The sequence below is a fragment of the Aquifex pyrophilus genome (assembly GCF_054656935.1).
Genome location: NZ_BAAHXJ010000005.1, coordinates 150,703 through 173,391 on the forward strand (window position 1 = coordinate 150,703; position 22,689 = coordinate 173,391).

Annotated in this window: 23 protein-coding genes; 12 read left to right on the top strand and 11 right to left on the bottom strand. The window is 46.0% G+C overall.

The genetic code is table 11. The features are described 5' to 3' along the window. Positions 1 to 6 precede the first annotated feature (6 nt). Genes ACYQZ0_RS04405 through tsaD form a run of 3 tightly spaced genes read left to right on the top strand, consistent with a single transcriptional unit; the run spans position 7 to position 2,629 of the window. Positions 7 to 408: a hypothetical protein gene (locus tag ACYQZ0_RS04405; RefSeq protein ID WP_459775387.1), complete on the top strand. Its 402-nt coding sequence runs from the start codon at positions 7 to 9 to the stop codon at positions 406 to 408. Further along, positions 405 to 1,625 (top strand): S41 family peptidase, encoded by a 1,221-nt coding sequence (locus ACYQZ0_RS04410; RefSeq protein WP_459775388.1) that lies wholly within the window; start codon positions 405 to 407, stop codon positions 1,623 to 1,625. The genes ACYQZ0_RS04405 and ACYQZ0_RS04410 overlap by 4 nt, the downstream gene beginning before the upstream one ends. Next, entirely contained in the window at positions 1,622 to 2,629 is a 1,008-nt protein-coding gene (tsaD, locus tag ACYQZ0_RS04415) for a tRNA (adenosine(37)-N6)-threonylcarbamoyltransferase complex transferase subunit TsaD (RefSeq protein ID WP_459775389.1), read from the top strand. Before ACYQZ0_RS04410 ends, tsaD begins: the two co-directional genes overlap by 4 nt. Here the strand turns inward: tsaD and ACYQZ0_RS04420 are convergent. The 5 genes from ACYQZ0_RS04420 to ACYQZ0_RS04440 are packed head-to-tail and all read right to left on the bottom strand — an operon-like array spanning position 2,622 to position 6,662. Beyond that, on the bottom strand, positions 2,622 to 3,662 hold the full coding sequence (locus tag ACYQZ0_RS04420) for a sensor histidine kinase (protein ID WP_459775390.1): 1,041 nt from the start codon (positions 3,660 to 3,662) through the stop codon (positions 2,622 to 2,624). The two genes, tsaD and ACYQZ0_RS04420, sit on opposite strands and share 8 nt — an antisense overlap. Then, positions 3,649 to 4,269 (bottom strand): response regulator transcription factor, encoded by a 621-nt coding sequence (locus tag ACYQZ0_RS04425; RefSeq protein WP_459775391.1) that lies wholly within the window; start codon positions 4,267 to 4,269, stop codon positions 3,649 to 3,651. Before ACYQZ0_RS04425 ends, ACYQZ0_RS04420 begins: the two co-directional genes overlap by 14 nt. Before the next feature lie 3 nt (positions 4,270 to 4,272). Further along, complete coding sequence (locus ACYQZ0_RS04430) at positions 4,273 to 5,028, bottom strand: thrombospondin type 3 repeat-containing protein (protein WP_459775392.1); 756 nt, start codon at positions 5,026 to 5,028, stop codon at positions 4,273 to 4,275. 14 nt (positions 5,029 to 5,042) lie between these two features. Then, on the bottom strand, positions 5,043 to 5,462 hold the full coding sequence (locus tag ACYQZ0_RS04435) for a hypothetical protein (protein WP_459775393.1): 420 nt from the start codon (positions 5,460 to 5,462) through the stop codon (positions 5,043 to 5,045). 18 nt (positions 5,463 to 5,480) lie between these two features. Further along, complete coding sequence (locus tag ACYQZ0_RS04440; protein WP_459775394.1) at positions 5,481 to 6,662, bottom strand: DUF4382 domain-containing protein; 1,182 nt, start codon at positions 6,660 to 6,662, stop codon at positions 5,481 to 5,483. Between the two features lie 109 nt (positions 6,663 to 6,771). Here ACYQZ0_RS04440 and ACYQZ0_RS04445 point away from each other — a divergent pair, with 109 nt between their 5' ends. Then, positions 6,772 to 8,670 (top strand): helicase HerA domain-containing protein, encoded by a 1,899-nt coding sequence (locus tag ACYQZ0_RS04445; RefSeq protein WP_459775395.1) that lies wholly within the window; start codon positions 6,772 to 6,774, stop codon positions 8,668 to 8,670. Here ACYQZ0_RS04445 and ACYQZ0_RS04450 read toward each other — a convergent pair. The 4 genes from ACYQZ0_RS04450 to ACYQZ0_RS04465 are packed head-to-tail and all read right to left on the bottom strand — an operon-like array spanning position 8,651 to position 10,950. Further along, positions 8,651 to 9,274 carry a hypothetical protein gene (locus ACYQZ0_RS04450; protein ID WP_459775396.1) on the bottom strand — a complete coding sequence of 208 codons (624 nt, stop codon included), beginning with the start codon at positions 9,272 to 9,274 and terminating at the stop codon, positions 8,651 to 8,653. The two genes, ACYQZ0_RS04445 and ACYQZ0_RS04450, sit on opposite strands and share 20 nt — an antisense overlap. Then, entirely contained in the window at positions 9,271 to 9,795 is a 525-nt protein-coding gene (locus tag ACYQZ0_RS04455) for an archaemetzincin family Zn-dependent metalloprotease (protein ID WP_459775397.1), read from the bottom strand. Before ACYQZ0_RS04455 ends, ACYQZ0_RS04450 begins: the two co-directional genes overlap by 4 nt. Positions 9,796 to 9,805: 10 nt before the next feature. Then, positions 9,806 to 10,351, bottom strand: a complete 546-nt coding sequence (pyrE, locus tag ACYQZ0_RS04460; RefSeq protein ID WP_459775398.1) for an orotate phosphoribosyltransferase — start codon at positions 10,349 to 10,351, stop codon at positions 9,806 to 9,808. After that, positions 10,330 to 10,950 (bottom strand): DUF1122 family protein, encoded by a 621-nt coding sequence (locus tag ACYQZ0_RS04465; RefSeq protein ID WP_459775399.1) that lies wholly within the window; start codon positions 10,948 to 10,950, stop codon positions 10,330 to 10,332. Before ACYQZ0_RS04465 ends, pyrE begins: the two co-directional genes overlap by 22 nt. Positions 10,951 to 10,964: 14 nt before the next feature. On the opposite strand from ACYQZ0_RS04465, the gene ACYQZ0_RS04470 reads away from it, so the two are divergent. The 8 genes from ACYQZ0_RS04470 to ACYQZ0_RS04505 are packed head-to-tail and all read left to right on the top strand — an operon-like array spanning position 10,965 to position 21,250. Further along, positions 10,965 to 11,306, top strand: coding sequence for a hypothetical protein (locus tag ACYQZ0_RS04470; protein ID WP_459775400.1), 342 nt, complete (start codon positions 10,965 to 10,967; stop codon positions 11,304 to 11,306). A gap of 49 nt (positions 11,307 to 11,355) precedes the next feature. Then, on the top strand, positions 11,356 to 12,531 hold the full coding sequence (locus ACYQZ0_RS04475; RefSeq protein WP_459775401.1) for a TolC family protein: 1,176 nt from the start codon (positions 11,356 to 11,358) through the stop codon (positions 12,529 to 12,531). Next, positions 12,528 to 13,604, top strand: coding sequence for an efflux RND transporter periplasmic adaptor subunit (locus ACYQZ0_RS04480; RefSeq protein ID WP_459775402.1), 1,077 nt, complete (start codon positions 12,528 to 12,530; stop codon positions 13,602 to 13,604). The genes ACYQZ0_RS04475 and ACYQZ0_RS04480 overlap by 4 nt, the downstream gene beginning before the upstream one ends. 13 nt (positions 13,605 to 13,617) lie before the next feature. Further along, positions 13,618 to 16,674, top strand: coding sequence for an efflux RND transporter permease subunit (locus tag ACYQZ0_RS04485; RefSeq protein ID WP_459775403.1), 3,057 nt, complete (start codon positions 13,618 to 13,620; stop codon positions 16,672 to 16,674). A gap of 18 nt (positions 16,675 to 16,692) precedes the next feature. Beyond that, positions 16,693 to 17,469 carry a TlyA family RNA methyltransferase gene (locus ACYQZ0_RS04490; protein ID WP_459775404.1) on the top strand — a complete coding sequence of 259 codons (777 nt, stop codon included), beginning with the start codon at positions 16,693 to 16,695 and terminating at the stop codon, positions 17,467 to 17,469. Then, a complete protein-coding gene (gene mltG / locus ACYQZ0_RS04495) occupies positions 17,466 to 18,446 on the top strand; it encodes an endolytic transglycosylase MltG (protein WP_459775405.1) in 981 nt (326 codons plus the stop codon). Before ACYQZ0_RS04490 ends, mltG begins: the two co-directional genes overlap by 4 nt. 9 nt (positions 18,447 to 18,455) lie before the next feature. Beyond that, positions 18,456 to 19,331 (top strand): CobW family GTP-binding protein, encoded by an 876-nt coding sequence (locus ACYQZ0_RS04500; RefSeq protein WP_459775406.1) that lies wholly within the window; start codon positions 18,456 to 18,458, stop codon positions 19,329 to 19,331. Further along, on the top strand, positions 19,328 to 21,250 hold the full coding sequence (locus ACYQZ0_RS04505) for an ATP-dependent DNA helicase (RefSeq protein ID WP_459775407.1): 1,923 nt from the start codon (positions 19,328 to 19,330) through the stop codon (positions 21,248 to 21,250). Before ACYQZ0_RS04500 ends, ACYQZ0_RS04505 begins: the two co-directional genes overlap by 4 nt. On the opposite strand, the gene ACYQZ0_RS04510 is transcribed toward ACYQZ0_RS04505, so the two are convergent. Next, positions 21,228 to 21,740 (bottom strand): HIT family protein, encoded by a 513-nt coding sequence (locus tag ACYQZ0_RS04510; protein ID WP_459775408.1) that lies wholly within the window; start codon positions 21,738 to 21,740, stop codon positions 21,228 to 21,230. The genes ACYQZ0_RS04505 and ACYQZ0_RS04510 overlap by 23 nt on opposite strands. Beyond that, positions 21,700 to 22,647 carry a tRNA (adenosine(37)-N6)-dimethylallyltransferase MiaA gene (miaA, locus tag ACYQZ0_RS04515; protein ID WP_459775409.1) on the bottom strand — a complete coding sequence of 316 codons (948 nt, stop codon included), beginning with the start codon at positions 22,645 to 22,647 and terminating at the stop codon, positions 21,700 to 21,702. Before miaA ends, ACYQZ0_RS04510 begins: the two co-directional genes overlap by 41 nt. Positions 22,648 to 22,689 lie beyond the last annotated feature (42 nt).

Below are 22,689 nucleotides of genomic sequence, written 5' to 3' on the forward strand. Positions count from 1 at the left end.
AATCTTATGAGAAGAATCTTACTTTTAAGCCTTATGTTCCTCTCCCTTGTCTTTCCGATGGCAGAACCTACGGGAAGCCCCCCCGAGGTAAAGAACCTTAACGTAATCGTCGTGGATAAAAAGGGTGTTAAACACGTCCTTAAGAGCCCGACCTGTGAGGGTTTATCCTACATAAAGGTAAGGAAGGGGGACATTGAGTATGCGGTTTCCCTCACAAACGTTGAGAAAATGGAGATAATTAACGTTAGCGGGGATAAGGCTATAGTGAAGATACACCTAAGAAACGGAAAATCCGAGGTTTTTGAGCTTCCTTCCAATTACTTTTGCAGCGCTGTTTCGGATATAGGAAACGCTTCCTTTACCATAAAAGACGTAAAAGAAATTCAGTTCAGGAAGGAGGAGAAATGAGGAAGGTTGCCTTTATCCCGTTGATTGTTCTCGTTTTTTTTACAGGCTTTATTCTGGGGCAGAATACGGACAAGGAAGAGGATAAGTATTTTTACCTCAAGCTCTTTTCAAAGGTTCTGAAAATCGTTGAAAGGGAATACGTTGAGGAGGTCCCAATAAAGAAACTCATATACGGGGCTATAGACGGGATGGTCTCCTCCCTTGACCCATTCTCGGACTTCTTCCCTCCCGAGCAGTATAAGGAGTTCATGCAGGAGACGGAAGGGGAGTTCGGGGGAATAGGTATTGAGATAACGATGGAAAAAGGAAGGCCCATAGTCGTTGCCCCTATAGAGGGAACGCCTGCATGGAAGGCAGGACTAAGACCCGGGGATGTGATAATAGCTATAGACGGCCAGGACACCTTTAACATGTCCCTAATGGAGGTTGTGAAGAAGATAAGGGGAAAGCCCGGAACTAAGGTGAAGCTCACCATTCTGAGGAAAGGAGTTGATAAACCAATAGAGGTTGTAATAACGAGGGCAAGGATAAAGGTCCCGAGCGTCAAGTTTACAAACTACAAGGGAATAGGCTACATAAAGATATCCCAGTTTACAAGCGGAACCGCGAGAAGCCTTGAGAGGGCTATGGAAGACCTTGAGGAACAAGGTGTTTACGGCTTCATAATAGACCTCAGGAATAACCCCGGCGGACTCCTCACCGAAGCGGTTGACGTTGCTGACCTCTTCGTTCCGAAAGGAAAGCTTATAGTTTACACGAAGGGAAGAAGGGGAGAACTCCACAGATACTTTGCCGAGAGGGAACCCCTTACCCATAACCTCCCCGTTGTTCTTCTCGTAAATAAAGGCTCCGCAAGCGCCTCGGAGATAGTCGCCGGTGCACTCCAGGATTACAAACTCGCAACCCTCGTGGGTGAGAAGACCTTCGGAAAGGCATCGGTTCAGAACATAATACCCCTTGACGACGGTTCCGCAATAAAACTAACGATAGCCTACTACTACACACCTAAAGGAAGGCTCATACACAAGAAGGGAATAACGCCCGACATCATCGTTAAGATGGACCAAAAGACGTGGGACGAGCTCTTCAAGAGAATAAGACAGCTGAGGTTTGAAGGACATACGGAGAAGGTGATACTCCTCCCCGAGATAGACGTTCAGCTGAGGAAAGCCATTGAGATTCTCCAGAGAAGGGAAGAGCTTAAAAAAACGGGATGATTACCTTAGGGGTTGAGACCTCGTGCGATGAGACAGCCCTTGCCCTTTACGACACCGAGAAGGGTGTAATAGGGGATATAATCCTCTCCCAAGCTGTCGTTCACTCCCCTTTCGGGGGAGTTGTTCCCGAACTCTCGGCAAGGGAGCACACGAGAAACATTCTCCCCCTCTTTGACAGACTTCTTAAAGAAACAAATTTTGATATAAAGAAGATAGACTTTATTTCCTTCACGCTCACCCCCGGTCTTATACTCTCCCTCGTCGTAGGAGTCGCCTTTGCGAAAGCCCTCGCTTACGAGCTTAACAAACCCCTCGTTCCCGTTCACCACCTAGAAGGTCACATTTACTCCGTTTTCCTTGAGAGGAAGGTTGATTACCCCTTTCTCGCCCTGATTGTTTCGGGGGGACATACGGACCTCTATCTCGTTCGGGATTTCGGGAGATACGAGTTTCTCGGAGGAACCCTTGACGACGCAGTGGGTGAGGCTTACGACAAAGTCGCTAAGATGCTCGGACTTGGATACCCAGGCGGTCCTATAATAGACAGGCTCGCAAAGGAGAGTAAAAAACTCTACGAGCTTCCCAAGCCCCTTTTAAACGACGATTCCCTGAACTTCTCCTTCAGTGGACTCAAAACCGCTGTTCTAAACCTCCTGAAAAGGGAGAAAAGCTTGAGAAAAGAGGACGTTGCCTACTCCTTTCAGGAAACCGTTGTTGAGATTCTCCTTAAGAAAACCTTAAAGGCAATTCAAAAAACGGGTGTGAAAAGGGTTGTCGTAGTAGGAGGAGTTTCCGCAAACTCAAGGCTGAGGGAGGTCTTCAGGAGGGCTTCCGAGGAGAAAGGTTTTGAGCTATACATCCCTCACCCGAGGCTGTCAACGGATAACGCGGTTATGATAGCTTACGCGGGTGCGGAGAGGTTCAAAAGGGGGATAACCGCTCCCCTTGATATAAACCCCCAACCCAATATTCCCCTTGAGGAGTTCGGAAGGTTATTCACCTGAAGTTTATCCTAATTCTGAAAATCCCATTTTTATACTCCGCTCTCATCTTCCAACCGTGAAGCTCCGCAAGTTTTTTGACGACGTATAAACCTATTCCCGTTCCCCTGTCCGTTTCCTTGTAAAACTTATCAAATATTTTCCCTACATCTTTTAAAGGTTTTGATGGGTTTTCCACGAGGAGCTTTTTCTCATCAAGAGTTATCCTTACCCATTTCCCCGTGTTGTGTTTAAATGCGTTTGAGACCACGTTATCCACTATCCTTCTTACCGCGGAAGAATCTCCCTTCAAACTCACCTTTTTCAGGTTCAGCTCAGCCTTTATATCAGGGTATAATTCCCTGAAGTCCTTTACAACGCTCTCAACAATCTCATTTATATTAACGGATTGGTCGGTATTTAGGGGAACAAGCTGGGGAGAGGAGAGGTTATCGCTCAGGGCTATTAACTGGTTGACCGCTTCCTCCATCCTCCTTAAGGACTCCTCCCCGCACTTTCTTTTTAATATCTTCACGTTTATTAAGAGGCTCGTTAAAGGGGTTTTCATATCGTGAGCGACGTCCCTTGATATTTCCGTCATCACCTCCACAGCCTTTCTCAAGGGAGCTATTGAGTATAGGGAAAAAATGAGGGATAGAATAAGATTGATAAGCGTGAAGAGTGAGAGATAAACCAAGTGGTTCTTAAAAACTTCCCTTTTCTTCTCGTTAAATTCCTCCGAGGGGTAAATCACCTTTAAAACGTCCTCCTTTACGTCAGGTATGGGGACGAGTATGTAAAGGCCTTTTTCATCCTCGTATAACCTGTAAAAGCTCTTACCCTCATTCTTTACTATCTCTATGCGGAACTCTTTTCCTTTAAAGGTGTAAGAGTAATTGATTAATCTGAGGTATATATTGTGTTTCAGCTCCTTCAGGTTTACGCTCACCATAAGAGCGGTTATAACGCATAGCAAAAACTCTATTGCGGTAAAGAAGAGAATAAAGGACTTTAAAAGGGATTCCCTCTCGTAGCTCGTGAGCCTACTCAAGAACATAACCTAGTCCCTTCACGGACCTTATATTCAGACCCGTTTTTTTTCTCAGGGTGTTTATTATCACCCTCAGCCCCGTGGGTGATGGGTTCTTCATGCAGTCAAGGAGTGCGTCCCTGTGAACCGCTCTTCCCGTATTCCTCAGGAGTTTTAAGAGTATGCATCTCTCTACCTCCCCCAGCTCAATTTCTTCATCTCTCAGGAAAAACCTTCCGTTCTTGTAAATGAGTTCCCCGTAGCAGAGGTTGTCCTCCTTTATGCGTGCCCTTAGCCTTACAAGTAGCTCCTCGGGGTCAAAGGGTTTCTTTATGTAATCGTCCGCTCCCGACTCAAACCCCCTCGCTATCGTCGGTATGTCAGTCATGGCGCTTATTATTAATGCTGGGGTTGTGTTTCTTATATCCCTGAGAAACTTTATAAGCTCTATGCCATCTCCGTTCCCGAGGTTGACGTCTATAATGTAGGCAGTATAGTTGTTTTCTTCCATTCTGTTTATCGCCTCTTCGTAGCTGAACGCGAGGTCAACCCCGTATCCGTTCTCTTCAAGGAACTCCTTGAGGCTTAACGCAAGAAGTCTGTCATCTTCAACGAGAAGTATCTTCCCGCTCATCATTCAGAATCTAATACCAAGCTTCAGAGAAAGGCTTCTATCTACTGCCTCCTCGCTCAAGCCTTTGCTGAAGGTGAGCGTGAGGAAAAGCTTATCGGTGAGGTCCAGAAGGGAGAAGAGGGTAAGGTATGGGTAATACCTGCTCCTCACGGAGGATTCGGTAAGGTCAAGGGAGATATTGAGATACAGCTTCCTCAACTCGTATCCCGCTCCTGCGGAAAAGCTCCAGGTATCCCTCAGGGAAGAATTTGAACGAAAAGTTCTCTCAATGTATAGGGATATATCACTCCTTCTGAGTATATATACAGCGTAGAGAGATGGGGCGATAGCAAGGTATTTGTCCCCGAACTTTTCAGAGGTGGGTATCTTTAGCCTGAGCCCCGGATATAGTCCGAGGTTTTTGAAGTATTTTCTGTAAGTTGCAGAAAGGTATATATTTCCCATTCCGCTCTTACCATTTACATAGGTGTAATACCTTGAGGAAAGGGAAAAGTAAAAGGGTTTTATACTTGCGGAAAGGGAGTAATAAACGCTGTTTGATTCGTAATCTTTATCCTTAGCATGGGAAAAGCCAGTTCTGAAGAAGAACTTTACCCTTCTCCTCGGTCTTAGTTCCTTTACGGGACACCCGTATCTGTCAACGAGAACGAAAAAGGGAGTATTTGGACATTTATCAAGGCTGTCTTCCACACCGTCAAGGTCTGAGTCTGTGAAACCGAACACAAAGCCCAAAACCGCGAAAACCAAAGCTAAAAGCATTTTAGCAAACTATTTTAATCCTCCCATCTTTCTTCTCCTTCATGACGGGGGTATTTTCTCCTCTCTCTTCCAAACTCTTTGTATCTCTCCCTTTCCTTCTCAATCTCCTCCTCAATTTCCTCATAAAGTTCTTCCCTTTCCTCCCTGTGCATATACTCTCTTTCTATCTCCCTTTCCATTTCCCTTTCGTGCTCATACATTTCCCTTTCGGGGATTTCCCTCTCGTGATGTTCTCTACCGAACTCCCTGTAGAGCCTTCTTATTATCTTCTCCCTTTTTTCCTCGTACATCTCCATTAACTTCATTTTCAACTTGTTCATATGTATGTATCTCTCCTCGGAAGGAGCTTTCTTAACCTTTTCTATGAGCTCCCTTATATCCTCTTTCCCAAAAGCGAACAAAAGTAAGAAGAAAAGAAAAAGGAAAACCATCATAAATTAGGATATGAGGAATTAATCCTCGTTATCTACGTCAATCTCAAGGGCTATGTAGTTTCCGTTTTCTCCTTGAACGTATTCAACCTCAACGTAAAGGTTCTGACCTTGAAGGTTCTGGAGCTCTGAAAGGCAATCCGTTCCTACAAGATATCTGTCTTGCTCATTCTGAAGGTCAAACTCGCAATAAGTTCTATCGCTTACCTGTATGGTTGTCCCGTTTACCGTTACGGTGTTGTTTGTTGTATCAACCTGGATATCCGATAAGGGAACTTTTATCTCGTATCTTTCCATCATACCTTTGTTGTGTTCTTCCTCTTCACCTTCTTCGAACCTTCTTCTGTGTTCCTCTTCGTATCTCTCTCCGCAGTCTTCCCCTTCTTCAAGCTCAAGTTTAATGACTCTGCTGTTTACGGGATGAATCTTTACCTCCGCACATACGGGACCTTGCATGTTTTGAATCGCCTGGATGCAGTCCTGACCGAAGTAGTTTCCGTCCGGGAGTTTACAAAGGGTGTTGCTTTCAATGTTTGCGGTTAGCTCCGGACTTACCGAGATTGTTCCATCAAAGCTTTGGGGGTCTATTACCACGTAAGCCTCTATCTTTCCCCTTGTCCTTATTCTCTCCTCATCCTCGTGTCTCGCAGAAACCTCCACATGCACAACTCTACATTCATCATTACACTCTAACTGGAAGTTATTAAGCTCAAAATCCACAACGAGGTTCTGCCCCTGGGCCGGGTCAACGTTTGTTTTGATGTCTATGGAACACCTTCCCGTTTGCTGGTCGCAGTTTATGTTTTGGGTGTTTTTAAGAACGAGGTTCTTTTGCTGGCCTTCATAAACAACGGTTCCCTGGTTTGAAACCTCAAGTCTCATCCCTACGAACCGCTCGTTTGGGACCTGAACGGTTCCGAGGTAGTGGTAAACACCTTCAAGCTCCGCAAGGTCAAGGGTTATCCCAGTATTGTCGTTAAACACAACTTCCGTGTTCGTGCAAGCTCCATCCCTACAGAGCTCAATCTTGTGGAGCTTTACCTCAAAGCGTGCTATGTTTGCGGGTGCATCGGTCGCATACAGGTCAAGGGAAGAAGTTGTTAATGAGCTTTCAGAGGATATTGAGCCTCCACCGCCTCCACCGCAACCATAAATAAGTGCAAGGGAAAATATGCTTGCGGTTAGAAGTTTTTTCCTGCTCATCTTTCTCACCTCCTGTTTTTGAGGGTAGGGTGTGAGGGTTAGCGGTGGGTTAGTGAGGCGTTAGTTCCGCGTTAGTTGGAGCTATTTACATAAGGGATAAAATTTTATTATGACCATAAAGGTAATAAAGAAAGAGGAGCTCTACGGGACCCTGAGGGAGGTTCTCGGGAAAGCGGAAAAGAGCCTGAAGGTGGCCTCAGCCTGGATAAGGGGTGAAGCGTTTAAGGAGCTACTTACCTCCCTTAAGGAGGGGGTTGAGATTGAGGTTATTGTAAGGGCGGGGGAGCTTTCCGACCTTGAGATAACGGACGTTTCCTTTTTTATAGCGGTTAAGGAAAGGGGAGGAAAGATTTACCTCAACAGAAAACTCCACTCAAAGTTTTTAGTTGTTGACGAGAAGATAGGGGTTGTCGGCTCTTCAAATATAACGCTTAGGGGAATACACAGGGACGGGAACGAGGAGACGAACGTTCTCATAGAGGATGAGAGCGTAAAGGAACTCCTTGAGGAGTTTGAGAGAATAAAAGAATCCTCCCTTGATATAACGGGCATAAAGGGTTTTACGCTGAGCGTTAAGAACTCAAAAGAGGGAACTGCCATATTCTTTGAAGAAGTAAGTGAGCAGAGCTACTTTACTACCGAAAAGAACGATAAGGTTTACCTCTTGAGGCTCGTATCCCTTCAGGAGTCAAGGGAACTGAACAACGAGGTGATAAACAGGATAATGAGAAGTGAGAACGAGGATTGGAAGAGGGCAAGCCTTTACGCATACATGGGGGAAAAGCCTCCCCTCAAGGTTGGAAACCTTGAGTTCATATGCGAATACGACAAAAAGGAAAAAGTTTACAGAACCGAGGGATTCTCCCTTGAGAGCGGTATGCCTTTACTTCCCGCAACGGAGAAGGAGTATATAAACGAGGTTTTCAAAAGAAACCACGCAGGATACAAGATGTCCATTCCCGTTTACATAGGGAAGCTTTACGGCTCGGATATAAATACCTACCTTGATGCCCAGAAGGTGATAACGCAACATATGGTTCTTCTCGGAACAACGGGCTCGGGAAAGACAACCTTCGTAAGAAACTTTCTCGGAAACCTCTCCGAAGAGGTTGAGGTTGTAGTTCTGGACCTTCACGGAGAATACGGAGAGCCCCTTAAGGAGAAAAGGGAGGTTGAGGAAGCGGAGGTTGATAATGTTCTCTTTCCCGTTGACGTTGATGACTTTAAGGAAATCCTGAAGGTGAGCGGTATAGTCCTTGAGGAGAAATCCGCACAGGAAAAGAACTTCTTTGCCTTCTTTAGGAAGTCCCTCATTCCCGATATAAAGCTTATAGCCTACAGGGATAAAAGCCTGAGGGAGCTTATAGAAACCGCTTACCAGTTCCTTCCCGTAAACATGAAGGACGAGCTGAGGAATATGCTTGAGTATCTGATAAACCAGTATGGGGGCAATTCCGTGAACGCTCAACCGCAGGTTATAAAGGAGATAGAGGAACTTCTGAACTCGGAAAATAAACTGAAAATTATTAACCTGAAAAATCTTGACATACTCCAGAGCAGGTTAAACCTCGTCGGTCTCATTCTGAAGGAGCTTTTCAGAAGGGCGAGGGAGGACAGAAGGAAAAGGTTAATAGTTGTTGAAGAGGCCCATAACTTTGCTCCCGAGAAGGGTGTCGGCATAGCCCCCTACGGAAAGGAGAACATTGCCCAGATAGTTCTTCACGAGATAGCTATGGAGGGGAGAAAGTATAACCTCGGTCTTATTGTGGTTTCCCAGAGGCCTTCAAACATAAGCAAGTTCGTTCTCTCTCAGATGAACACTCAGGTGATATTCAAGCTCATAACGAAAAACGACCTTGAAGCTGTTTCCCAGTTCTTTGAACACTCCAAGGAGGATATATACAGAAGGCTTCCCTTCCTTAAGGTTGGAACCGCTTACGTGAGCGGTCTCGGCGTTCCCTTCAGCTTTCTCGTTGAGATAGAGGGTATTATTCCCCAGAATCCCTGAGCTTTGAGAGAAGCCTCTCCTTTACCTGTTCGTAATAGGGGTAGGTTATCCCCTCCTTCTTTATCCACTGCACGAGCTCAAGGGCTTCCTTAATCTTGCCTTCCCTCTCAAGGAGGTAAACGTAAACCTCAAAGGCCATTATCTGGGGTAGGGTTCCTCCCCATCTTTCCCTCAGCTCATCTTTATACTCCTCGTAAAGCTCTACGTCCTTCAGGACGTACTTCTTCACCTTCTCAAGGTCCTTCTGCTTCTGGGCAAGGAGTATAAGGTCGTTCAGTATGAGGTGGGCCTCGTAGGGGGTTCCTTCCATCTTCAGGGCTTCGTTATACAGCCACTCCGCAAACTCGTAATCCCCTTCAAGGAGTGCTGTCTGGGCAAGGGTTCCGAGAAATGTTCTCTTGGTATACATGGGGTTTTCTATCTCGCCCGTATCAAAATGCTTGGCCTTGAAGGGAAAGTTCAGGCTCTTTATGGTTTTCACAGAGTAGTAATGTTTAACCTTCTTCTGGTATTTATGGGGAAGGCTCTCATACCACTCCCACAGGTCTAATGCCTTGAGGAGACCGCCCTTTTCCCTGAATATCCTGAAAACTCTTCCTATCATCGGTAATAAGATAGGACGTAATCAAGTTTTCGCCTGCACTTAGGACAGAAATCCCGTGATTTCCTGTCAACCTCATAAATGCTGTTTGAAAAACTCATAACGCAGTAAGGGTCCTCGCAGTGCTTAAGTCCGAAGGTGTGTCCGAGTTCGTGGTTCGTCTCCTTAAAGGTTCTCTCAAAGAAAACCTTCTCGTCTGGATGCCTTAACCTGTAGGTGCTCACGACCGCATACTTTCCCCCATACTGGGCTTCTCCAAAAACGAAGTTAAGCCCCTCCTCGTAAAGGTCAAATCCCACGAGGGCTATGAGCCGAACCATATTCGGGTAAACAATCCCGGAAAGGTATTTGAGAATGCTTCCCGCGTGATACTGGCCCCTCTCGGGATTGTAGGCTACGCTTATGTCCGCCTTTACCGTTGCGACTCTAACCTCAAGCTCAAATATCTCTTTTATGTTTCCCGCATCCGCAAGGAGAAGCCTGTCCTCAACGTCTCCGAAGGATACGAGGTATATGTATCCCATTATCTAAAAGCTAAAGCAGTTCCGAGACTTTGAAAAGTGCGTATAGGGGAACACCTTCCTTCTCTATGTTTTCCCTTCCCCCCTCTTCCCTGTCAACGACCGCAAAGACACCTATAACCTCAAGACCGAACTCTTTGCAAGCCTTTACTGCCTTTAGTGCGGAGCTTCCCGTCGTCACCACGTCCTCAAGAACCGCGACTCTCTCCCCCGGATTCAGGAGCCCCTCAATCTGTCTCTTCATCCCGTGGCCTTTAGGCTCCTTCCTCACAACGAAGGGCTTTATGGGATTTGAGTCCATGAAGGAAACAAAGCTTACCGCATAGGCTATGGGGTCCGCACCCAGGGTAAGACCCCCGCAGGCATCGGGATTAAACTCCTTTAGCGTCTCATACATTACCTTCCCAAGTATGTAAGCACCCTCGGGGTCAAAGGTTATCCGCTTGAGGTCTATGTAGTATCTGCTAAGCTTTCCCGAAGAGAGCTTGAAAACGGGCTCGTCCGCAACCTTCAGGGAACGTTTCTTTATGAGCTCTTTTAGCTTTTCCCTCTCAAGCATTTGAATTGATTATACCTCTCAAGAACCTTCTCTTTTAGGGATTCGTCCCCTTCACCCTCAAGGAAAGCCTTTAGCTCCTCTTCAAGCCTGCTGAGGTGCTTTTCCCTCGTCTCTTCGTCTCTCGGCTTTTCCGCCTGAATCTTGTGTCCCCCTTCCATGAGACCCTCAGGTATATACCAGTCCCTGAAGTAGGTGTATCCGAGCTTCAGAAGTTCAAATCCCATACGGGAAAGAGCTGGAGGAACGCCCCTCTGGAGCTCCTTCGCTGTTTCCCTGTCCTCAAAATACTCAACGAAAATCTTCGGAAAGTATGAGGAAAAGAGTTTATAAACCTCCCTCTCGCAGGAGGAACCAAAGAAAGACTTTCCCTTAACCTGCGGTCTTATCCCGAATATCTCCGCCCAGGGACCGTAATGGGGCTTTCTCCCGAGGAAAACCTTAACGGTCAGGAGACTCTCCCCGTCAACCGAGAGGTCAAGGTTAAACTCCTCAACGAACCTTCCCCTTGAAAACCTTTTGAGGCTGAGCTTTCCGAGGTCCGTCTTAATACCCTCCTCAAGCCTCCTTTTTAAAGTCTCAAAATCCTTTGGTGAAAGCATATAATTTTTTTACAATGGTTCTTCCCTTGAGGGCCCTGATATTAATTCTTGTTGCTTTAACTTTTGTGGGAACCAAGCTCTCGGGTTTATACGTTCTCTGCGTTCACGAAAATGAGAACTCAGTTCATTACGAGCTTTTACATTTCTCCGGTCAGGAGGGAACAAATTTAACGGAAAGCGAAGTTCATATAGATATTGATGACCTGATAAGCAAAAAGAATATAACCTTAAATCTTTCAGTTCCCCTTATACTTTTAGGTTTCTCAATAAAGAAAAAAAATTTTAAACGCGAGCCCTCAATAGAAATAATAGCCTTCAGGGAAAACCCCAATAAAACCGTCAGGCTATTAATCTGATTCTTTTCCCTCCCTTTAACCGTTTCCAAATCCCCTAAGGAGGTAAGGCATGCTTTTGGTATTTTTAATAGTTTTCGGACTTTCTTTTGGCATCACCCTTGAGGAAGGCTTAAAAATTTTGGAGGAAAACAATCCAGAACTAAGGGCTATGAGGAAGGCCCTTGAGTCCTACAGGGGACTTGAGATTTCCGCTAAGGCTTTCCCGAATCCGGAGCTCAGATTTGAGAGCGGATTTTTCTCAACGACTCAGGACTTCAAGCCCGCGGGAAGGTTCATATACATTCTTGAAATTTCCCAGAAAGTTCCCCTGTGGGGATTAAGGGAAAAGAGGTTGAGAGTTGCGAAAACCGAGAGGGAGGTTTTCCTATACGACTACACAGCGAGGAGGTATGAGCTCTTTTCGGAGTTCTACAGGAGGTTTTACGAGACCCTATACAGGAAAGAGCTATTAAAGGTGGAGAGGGAGAACCTGAAGCTATCTGAGGAAATTCTTGAGTTTGTAAAAAATGCCTACAGAATAGGGGAGAGGACCGAGCTTGAGCTTCTGAGGGCAAGGAGGAATTACGAAGAGGCAAGGATAAGTGTTTCCCTCTCGGAGAACGATTACGAACGCTCCCTTAAGGAGATAAGGGCACTTTTGGGGAAGAAAGTTGATAATGTGAAGGGAAACCTCTACACCCTGCCTGAGGTTCACGTTCCCGACATAAAGAAAAGCCCAAGAGTCGTCAGATACGCAATAATTCAGAAACTCCTGAAGGGAAGGATAGAACTTGAGAAGGCACTCTCAAAGCCCCAGCCGAGTATCGGCATTCTCATGGAGGACAGCGAAGAAGGTTATTACGGCTTTCGCGTAAGCCTTTTTTTTGAAATTCCCCTCCTATACAGAAGGCAGGGGGAAATACTGAGGCACATGAAGTTGAAAGAGGCGGTCCTATACGAGATGAAGAACGAAGAGCTCAGGCTCTCAACCTCGGTAAAAAACGCCTTGACACGTATGAAAACCTTAAGGGAAAGTATAAGGCTCGTTGAGAGTGTTCTCCTTCCCCGTGCGGAAAAGGAACTGTCCCTTGCTTTGAAAAGCTACAGGCTGAACGTTATAAGCCTTCTTGAGCTCACGGACGTAAAGAGAAGATACTTTGAGCTCCTGAGGGAGAGAGCACGCCTCTACAGGGAGTTTCATATAGCCTTCTCCGAGCTCATAAGAATAGGAGGTGTTGAGAGATGAGGTTTCTTTTCCTCTTTGTTTTCATAAGCTTACTTATTGCCCACGAAGGCGAAAAGGAGCATCACGAAGAGGAGATAATTCTCACGAAAGAGCAGATGGAACTCCTCGGGATAAGGCTTATGAAGGTTGAGAAAAAGCCCGCAAGCAAGATAATGGAGTTTCCCGCAACCGTTGAGGAATATCCCAAAACCGCCTATAAGGTCTATAGCCCCATAGAGGGAATAGTGAGGAAGGTTTACAAGTTTGAGGGGGATTACGTGAGGAAAGATGAACCACTCCTTGAGGTCTTTTCCCCCTACATAACGGAGCTTATAACGAGACTTGAGAGAACAAAAGGGGAACTAATAGTTGCAGAAAAAGTTTTTAAGGAGTATGAAAAGCTATACAGACAAAAACTGATAAGGTATAGGGAATACCTTGACGCAAAGACAAGGTATGAGAGCTTAAAGGGAACCTACGAAGCTCTTCTCGGTGAGCTGAGGAGCTTCGGAAAGATTAAGGGAAGGAACTTACTAATAACATCCCCCGGTGAGGGTTATGTCGTATCCCAGAAGGTCTTTGTGGGGAGCGGTGTAGGTATTGATAAACTCCTTTACGAGGTTCACAACCACGAAAGGGTGTGGGTATACGCCTGGGTCTCTCCCGAGGAGCTAAAAGAAGTGAGAAGCTCAAAGAGGTTTGAGGTATTAGTTGAAGGGGAAAGAATTGTATGCTCCCCCGATTACGTTGGACACGAGGTAGACGAGAAAACACGAAAGGTTAAGGTGAGGTGCACCGCGAGAAACGAGGACCACAAGCTACTCCCGGGAATGTTCGTAAAGGTGAAGGTTTACACTGGAAAGGATTACGGGATAATCGTTCCCAAATCCGCGGTAAAGGAGATAGAGGGCAAGCACGTTGTTTTTCTCTTTAAAGAAGGAAAGTTCATTCCGAAAGAGGTTGTAATACTTAAAAATCTCGGGAAGGAGCTTCTCATAGAAGGTATTCACGAAGGTGAGGTGATAGCAGTTGAGGGGACGAACTTCCTCAAGACAAAAATCACCGGAATAGAAGAGGGAGGACACGCCCACTAAAGGAGGTGGAAAGATGTTCAGATTTATCCTGAAAAACAGACTTCTCGTCCTTATACTCCTCGGAGTTGTTATTTTTTACGGCGTCAAAAGCTTCAGAGAACTCCCCATAGACGCATTCCCCGACCCTACCCCCGTTCAGGTGAACATATACACGGAAGCTCCCGGGCTTTCCGCCGAGGAAGTGGAAACCCTGATAACCATTCCCATAGAGTCGGTTATGAACGGGATAAAGGATGTTACACTCGTCAGAAGCGTCTCCCTTCCCGGTCTCTCTTACATATCCGTTTACTTCAAGGAGGGAACGGACGTTTACTTCGCAAGAAGGCTCGTTATGGAAAAGCTTCCCGACGCGACAGCGAGACTTCCCGAGGGATACGTTCCCGTTATGGGACCAAACTCAACGGGACTCGGAAACATACTCCTCTATGCCATTAAAGACACGAGCGGAAAATACAGCCTTGAGGAGCTAAAATCCATATACCAGAGGTGGATAATAAGACCCCTTATCATGAGCGTGGGAGGAGTGGAGGAAATAGTTCAGTTCGGACCCGAGCTCTCTTACCTCATAATTCCGGACCCCGACAAGTTCCTGTATTACGGTATAACCTTTGAGGACCTGCTTGAAGCCTTAAAGAAAAACAACCTCATAGTGGAGGGGGGATTTTACATATCAAATGAGGGAGACCTTGTAGTCAGAGGTTTAGGAAGAATAACTTCCATCCAGGAACTTCTTAATATTCCGGTGAAGTTTGACGAAGAAACGGGCTCACCCATTCTCCTCAAGGACATAGCGACCGTAAAGAAGGGGGAAGTTCCGAACAGACGGGGAGCCTTCACAATGAACGGGGAGGAGGTTCAGGGAAACATAGTTGTTAAAAGGATATCCGAGAACACGAAGATAGTTGTTGACAAGGTAAAGAAAAAGCTTGAGGAGATAAGGGAGATACTTCCCGAAGGGATAAAGCTTGAGCTTTTATACGACCAGGCATACCTTACCGAGAAAGCGGTCTCCACTATACAGAAGGCTTTATTTAGCGGGATGATTCTTGTAGCCCTGATAACCGCCTTCCTTATGGGAAACATCAGGGCTTCACTCATAGTTATTTCTTCCCTTCCCCTTACCCTTCTTATTGCCTTCATAGTGATGAGGGAGATGGGAATAACGGGCAATCTTATGAGCCTCGGGGGACTTGCTATAGGTATAGGTATGTTCGTTGACTCCTCGGTAGTTATAGTGGAGAACATATACAGACACCTCTCGGAAAGAAAGGAGGGCTTTAAGTTCTCAATAATCCTTGATTCAATCAAGGAGGTCTGGAGACCCATTCTTTTCTCCGTTCTCGTTATATCAATTGTTTTCACGCCCATATTTGTCTTTGAGTCCATTGAAGGTAAGTTCTTCAAACCCCTCGCGCTCACGCTCATAATAGCTTTACTCTCTTCTCTATTCGTCGCTTACGTGTTCATACCCGTTCTCTCTTACTACTTCCTCAAGCCCGGAAGGACCGCATACAGCCCACTTATGAACGTAGCCCTTAAGGTTTACGATAAGGTTCTTGACCTTTCTTTTAAGCTCAGGATTCCGATAATAGCCTTCACCTTTATCTCCTTTGTGTTCAGCCTCTTCCTGCTCACGAGGACAGGAACGGAGTTCATGCCCGAGCTTGAAGAAGGAGCGGTTCTCGTAAAAGCTTTCCTTGACCCCAACGTATCCCTTGAAGAGGGAAAGAGGATAGCTACCGCCATAGAACGGGAAGCTATGAAGTTTCCGGAAGTTATAAGGGCTTACTCAACGGTAGGAAGGGCGGAAAAGGGAGAACCCGCTGACGTCAACTACATAGAAACTTGGATAATCATGAAACCCCCTCAGGAGTGGAAAAGCTTCAGAACAAGGGAGGAGTTTAACGATATTCTGAGGGAGAGACTCTCCTGGCTTCCCGCATCCCTTTCCTTTACCCAGCCCATAAAGATGAGGATTGATGAACTCCTTTCGGGAGTAAGGGCGGACATAGCCATTAAGGTTTTCGGAACGGACCCCGAGAAGCTTAACGAGATTGCGGATAAGGTTAAGGAGATAGTTAAAAACACGAGGGGAGCGGTTGACGTTGAAAAGGAAATCCAGGCGGGAAGGCTTCAGCTGAAGGCATACCCGAAGGAAGAGGTTCTGAGCAGATACGGAATAACTAAGGAGGAAGTTCTGAACGTGGTTAGGTATATGCTCGGAGGCCGTTCCGTCGGATACTTCCAGCAGGATACCTTACTCTTTCCCATAACCTTAAAACTACCCGAAGAGTTCAACGGAGACGTTGAGAAATTAAAAGAGATTCCCCTATTTGAAAGGGAAGGAAGGATTTTCAGACTCGGAGAACTCCTTGAACTGAAGGTAGAACCCGGTCTATTTATCATAAGGAGGGAGAACAACGTAAGGTATGCTCTCGTCATGGCCAACGTTGAGGGAAGGGATATAGGTAGTCTCATTGAGGAGCTGAGGGAAAAGATAAAGAAGGAGATTAAACTACCCGAGGGATACTTCATAACCTTCGGCGGGCAGTTTGAGAGCCAGGAAAGGGCTATGAAAAAACTCTACATAGCGGTTCCCCTCGCAATATTCTTTATATTCATTCTCCTGTATCTTAACTTTAACTCCGTGAAAGATGCCCTTATAGTTATGCTGAACGTTCCCTTCGCAATAATAGGAGGCGTGATAGCCCTGTACCTTTCGGGATTCAACCTTTCTGTTCCATCAGCAATAGGCTTCATAGCCATATTCGGTATCGCAACCCTCAACGGAGTCGTTCTCGTTTCCTACATAAAGCTTATGCTCCAGGAGGAGCTTGAGCTAAGGGAAGCGATTAAGAAAGCATCAATGCTAAGGCTGAGGCCAATCCTTATAACAGCCATAACCACATTCATAGGTCTTATTCCCCTTCTCGTGATAACGGATATAGGCTCGGAAGTTCAAAAGCCCCTTGCCACGGTCGTTGTCGGAGGGATAATAACGTCAACCTTCTTGACGCTCCTCGTCATACCTACGGTTTACGAGCTCGTCCAGCGGCGTTTTGGCCGCTGATACCTATCTTTTTTCTCTATGAGGCTTGATAAATACCTAACGGAAAGGGGAATAGTTCCCTCAAGGGAGAAAGCCCAGGCGGTAATAATGGCGGGACAGGTTCTCGTAAACGGAAAGGTGGTTGATAAACCGGGATACAGACTTAAGGGAGACGAAAAAATTGAGGTGAGGGAGCTCCCCAGGTACGTATCAAGGGGAGGGGAGAAGCTTGAGTGGGCGATAAAGCGTTTCGGTCTAAACCTTGAGGGGAAGGTAGCCCTTGATGTCGGTTCATCTACGGGAGGATTTACCGACTGCATGCTCCAGCACGGAGTTAAAAAGGTTTACGCTGTGGACGTAGGAAGGGGACAGATGGACTACAAACTGAGGAACGACCCCCGCGTTATCCTATACGAGGAAACCGATGCGAGAGAGCTTACAAATAAGCACATTCCCGAGAAGGTGGACCTCATAACTTGTGACGTCTCCTTTATCTCATCCACGAAGGTTCTCCCTTCCGCAATTCCCTTCCTGAAAGGGAACGGATACCTTCTCGTTCTCGTAAAACCCCAATTTGAGCTGTGTCCCAGAAAGGTGAAAAAAGGTGTTGTAAAAGAGACTTCCCACAAAAGGGAGGCGATTGAGAAGGTGGTAAACTTCCTGAAAGAAGAAGGATTCAGGATACTCGGTATAACAAAGGCAAGACCGAGGGGAACGAAGGGAAACGAGGAGTTTTTCGTTCTCGCCTCAAGAGTCGGAGAAGAGATTAATATAAATGATGCTATAGAGGAAGCCCTGAGGGAGGAGATAGATTGAAAAGATTTCTCTTTCTCCTTTCATACCTGACCGCAATTTCCCTGATTACCGCCTTCATCCTTTACGGCATTATAACCCCGAAACCCGTCGGTGAGAAGGTTGTTGAGATAAAATATGGAACACCCGTTCCTGAGATAGCGGAAATCCTTGAGAGGGAAGGAGTAATAAACTCAAGGTATCTATTCCTGATACTCCACGCCTTTTTGAGGGGAAAGCTGGAAGCGGGAGAGTATGAATTCAAGGGAAACCTCAGCCTTTACGAGGTTTACAAAATACTTGAGGAGGGGAGGGCAAGGCTTTACAAGATTGTTGTAAAGGAAGGAGACGACCTCTTTGATATAGCTAAAAACCTTGAGAAAAATAAGATATGCAAAGCCAAGGACTTCCTGAGATACGCCTTCTCGGAAGAAGTTGTAAAGAGGTATAACCTTGACGTCCCCTCTATGGAAGGATTTCTCTTCCCCGATACTTATTACTTCTCAAAGAACACCCATCCCCTCAAGGTTATAGATGTAATGTATAAGAACTTCCTTGAGAAGACGGAAAATCTGAGAAAGCATCTTGAGGAGAAAAATCTCTCCCTGGAGGTCTGGGTTACGATTGCCTCAATGGTTGAGAAGGAAACATTTTTAAAGGAAGAAAAACCCCTCATAGCCGCGGTTATATACAACCGGCTAAGAAGGGGAATGAAACTCCAAATAGACCCGACGGTGATATACGTGGCAAAAAGAAGGGGGCTCTGGAGGGGAAGGCTTCTAAAAAGATTCTTTTACATAGATGACCCTTATAACACCTACCTTTACTTTGGGCTTCCACCGGGACCCATATCAAACCCGGGGCTTGACTCCCTCAAGGCTTCCCTCTTTCCCGCTAAGGTTGATTACCTCTACTTCGTTGCGGACCGCTACGGAAGAAAACATTACTTTGCGAGAACTTACGTGGAACATCTCAGGAACATGAGGAGAGCGAGGAGATAAATTATTCATATGATATCCTCTTACGTCGTAACGGGATTCTTGGGAAGCGGAAAGACGAGTCTCATAATAAACTCCGTAAGGGAGCACCTGAAGGATAAAAAGGTTGCCATAGTCGTTAACGAGTTTGGTGAGATTGGCGTTGACGGGAAGATTTTACAGAACGTTTATTCTGAGGTTCTTGAGCTTTCGGAGGGATGTATCTGCTGTAAGCTGAGCGCGGAGTTTGAAAGCTCCGTTAGGAAGCTCATACAGGATTACAACCCCGAAGTTCTAATTGTTGAGACCTCGGGAACTGCTGAACCCTTTCCCATAGTTTTCAGCCTGAAAACCCTCGGTTTATTCGTTGACGGAGTTATATGCGTCGTTGATACGAAGAACTTCTTCAAATACAAAGATGATGACACCGCAAAGTATCAGCTCGCAACCGCAAACGTCGTCGTTCTCAACAAGATAGACCTCGTGGACGAAGAACAGATAAAGAAGGTTGAGAAAGCGGTAAGGGAGATAAAGGATAAATACAAGGTTGTTAATATGTTCGCTCCCGAGGAGAAGGAGACCTTCTACAAGGTTTACAGGGCTACCTACGGAAAGGTTCCCGCGGAAGTGTTCAAAGGCTCGGAACACCCCATAGAGCTGAAACAAAACCTTCACTTTCACTCCCACGAGCACAGAAGCGAGGAGGTGATAACCTTCAAGGAAAAGCCGACGGAAGAGGAACTTATAAAGCTCCTCAAATCCCTAAACGGCGTAATAAGGGCAAAGGGAATCGTTAAGCTGAAAGAGTATCCCTATCCCGTATTTGTTCACTACGTTTTCGGGGATTACGACATAGGCATGCCTGCGGAGAACTACGAGGGAGAGTCCTTCCTGGTTTTAATAAAATGAAGCCTCAGGATTTTTACGAATACCTCTTGAAGAAAGGCTTTGAGGAGAGAAAGTCCCAGAGGAAGATGATTGACCTTGTTGAAGAAACGATAGAAAATGAAGAAGTCTCATTAATAGAAGCACCCACGGGAACGGGAAAGACCTTTGCCTACCTCATCCCTCTCATAGTGAAGGGACAAAAAGCCATAATCTCAACGGGAACGAAGATACTCCAGGACCAGCTAAAGAGGGATATTGAGTTCCTATCCGCTCACTGGAAGCTCCTAACGGGAAAGGAGGTAAATTACGCAATCCTGAAGGGAAAGGAAAACTATCTATGTATAGACAGGTTTAAGAAGGAGGATATAGAAACAGCGGACAGGCTTGAGATAGAGAGCCTGATGGAAACGGAGTGGGACGGGGACCTCACCCTCACAAACGTATCCCCCGAAACAGCGGAGAAGGTTTCCGTTGATGACGATTACTGCACCTTTGCCTACAGGATGACCTGTCCCTATTTCTGGGATTGCTATTACTGGAGCAGGCTAAAAAGAAGGGAAGCGGATGCGGACATTCTCGTCGTGAACCACTCCCTTCTCGCCTTAAGGGACTTTGACACGAGGGATAGAGTTCTCGTTATAGACGAGGCCCACGAGCTTGACAGATACCTGACCCACGCAACGAGAAGCGGTATAACCCTTTACTGGTTCAAAGAACTTGAACAGGGACTCGGTAAACTCCTTGAGGAGGAAGTGAAGCTCGGAGCGGAGGAGTTCTTTATAAATAATTTCGGAAATGAGTTCTCGGAAGAGGAAACGGAAAAACCCCTGAAAAATCCCGAGTTTTACGCCCCGCTCCTGAAAGATTCTTTATACATACCCCTCAAATCCTACCTCAACAAGCTGAGGGAAAAGGTAAAGAAAGAACTTGAAAAGGCTATAAGAGAGAGGCTTATGGTAAGCATAGATTTCAAGGAGTTCCTTGAAAGGACATACATACTCCCAAAGGAGGTTCTGGACAGAGTAAATGCGGGATACGAGGAACCAAACGAGGAAGAGAGAAGACTTATAGATCTCGTAAAGAAGCTCAATTACTACGAGAGAAAGCTAACGAAACTGAGGGATTTTATAGAACTTATGATGGAAAACAGAAAAGACTTCGGCTTTAAGGTGGCAAGGAAGTGGAGCAGAAAGCTAAAAAACTACAACTACCGAATAGAAGCCTTTAAGATATTCCCCCGGAACATACTTGACCCCGAAGATTACAAGGCTGTAATTCTCACTTCTGCAACCGTTGACCCGGAGGATATATACCTGACAACGGGAATTACCGGGAATTACTACGTCCTTGAGCACAACTACGACTATACAAACTCAACGATAGTTATAGAGAACACAAACCCCAAGAGGGAAGACTGGAAGAACAAATTAAAGCAGAGCTTTTACATACTCACGGATAAATACGACAAGGTTCTCGTTCTTCTCACAAACAAGGAGCATTTGAAACTCTTTGAAGGGGAAGGGAAAAAGGTGGGCATTCAGGGAAGGGAAAGCCTCACCATTCTTCTTGAAGAGCTGAGAAGGGGAAGTATAAAGGCTCTCGTGGGGCTTGATAGTTTATGGACCGGTGTTGATGTGAAAGGAGAGAAGGGCATACTCATGGCAAAGCTTCCCTTTGAAAACCCGAGCGACCCCCTCACCCACTTCAGGCTCAATTACCTGAAGAGTATAGGGGAGGACCCCTTCCTATACCAGAGGAGAAAAGCTTACATTAAATTTCGCCAAGGAGTAGGAAGACTCGTAAGACAGCACTCGGATAAGGGAACAATAATCCTCTGTGATAATCGTATATGGAGATACAGGGAGTTTATAGATTTCCTGAGGTCCCTCGGAATAAATCTCATCTATAAAGGTAAGTTTAAACGCTCTTTCTTTTACTGAGAACCTCGTCAAGGGCTTTCTTCACCCTGTCGTAGGTGCTGTAAAGGTCCTCGGAGATAACCTTAGTTTGTGCTATAACGGGCATAAAGTTCGTATCCCCGTTCCATCTGGGAACTACGTGAAGGTGTATGTGCTCCTCAAGACCGGCACCCGCGGACCTACCGAAGTTATAGCCCACGTTAAAGCCGTGAGGTTTATACTCCTTTTTCAGGGCCTCAAGAACCGCCTTCAGGAGCTCGTGCATCTCAAGGGCGGTTTCCTCGTCTATCTCCGTATAATTTCCCGTGTGCTTTACGGGAACAATCATGAGGTGTCCCGTGTTGTAGGGATACTTATTCAGGATAACGAATGCATTCTTACCCCTGTGAACCAGCAGGACCTCTCTCCACCTCTCGGGAGGCTGTCTGAGGGCGTGACACAGAAAACATCCCTCTATCTTATCAACGTTCTCAACGTAAACCCTTCTCCAGGGCGCCCAGAGTATCTTCATACTTCTGTTTATTGTAAATCTCAAGTATCCTCTTTACAGCCCCTTCTTTTCCCAAGCTGTCAAGGTCTATCTCGTGCCAGTTCTGTTTCCTGAACCACCTTATCTGCCGTTTTGCCTGCTCTTTTGTATTCCTTACCGCCTCCCTTATACACTCCTCTATATGCTTTTTCCCCTTGGCACAGGGAACGAACTCCTTGTAGTCTATAGCCTGACCTGAGGTCAAGAATTTCTCATAACCCATATCAAGAAGTCTCTTTACCTCATCAAGGAGTCCCCTCTTCACCATATCCCTCACCCTATCCTCTATCCTTCTGTATAGGTTCTTTATGTCCCTTTTTAGGTAAGTCCCTACGAAATCAATTTTCGGTTTGTCCCAGCTGTGGAAAGAAGAGAAAGGTCTTCCCGAGTTGATGAAAACCTCAAGAGCCCTTACCGTTCTCCTGAGGTCGTTGGGATGTATCTTTTCAGCATATACCCTGTCCACAACCTTTAACTTCTCGTATAAGAACTCCTTCCCCCTCTCTTCAGCAATCCTGTATAGCTTTTTCCTCAGGTTCCAGTCGGGCTTTGGTGTATCGTCAATCCCGTAAATCAGTGCCTGTATGTAGAGATACGTTCCCCCGACGACCATTGGAACCTTTCCTTTCTCCTTTATCTCCTCTATGAGTCTTCTTGCCTCCTCCTCAAATATCTTTGCGTCAAAGTATCCGCCCGGCTCAACTACGTCTATTAGGTGGTGTGGCACTTCCCCCATACACTCAAGAGGTTTTGCGGTTCCTATGTCCATGAACTTGTAAACCGCCATGCTGTCCGCACTTATAATCTCTCCCCCTATCCTTTTTGCGACCTCGCAGGCTATCTCGGACTTCCCTACAGCGGTTGGCCCTCCGATTATAAGCGTCTTCATATAATCTTTTAAAATATTTAAAAAATCGGAAGGAGGTAAAGA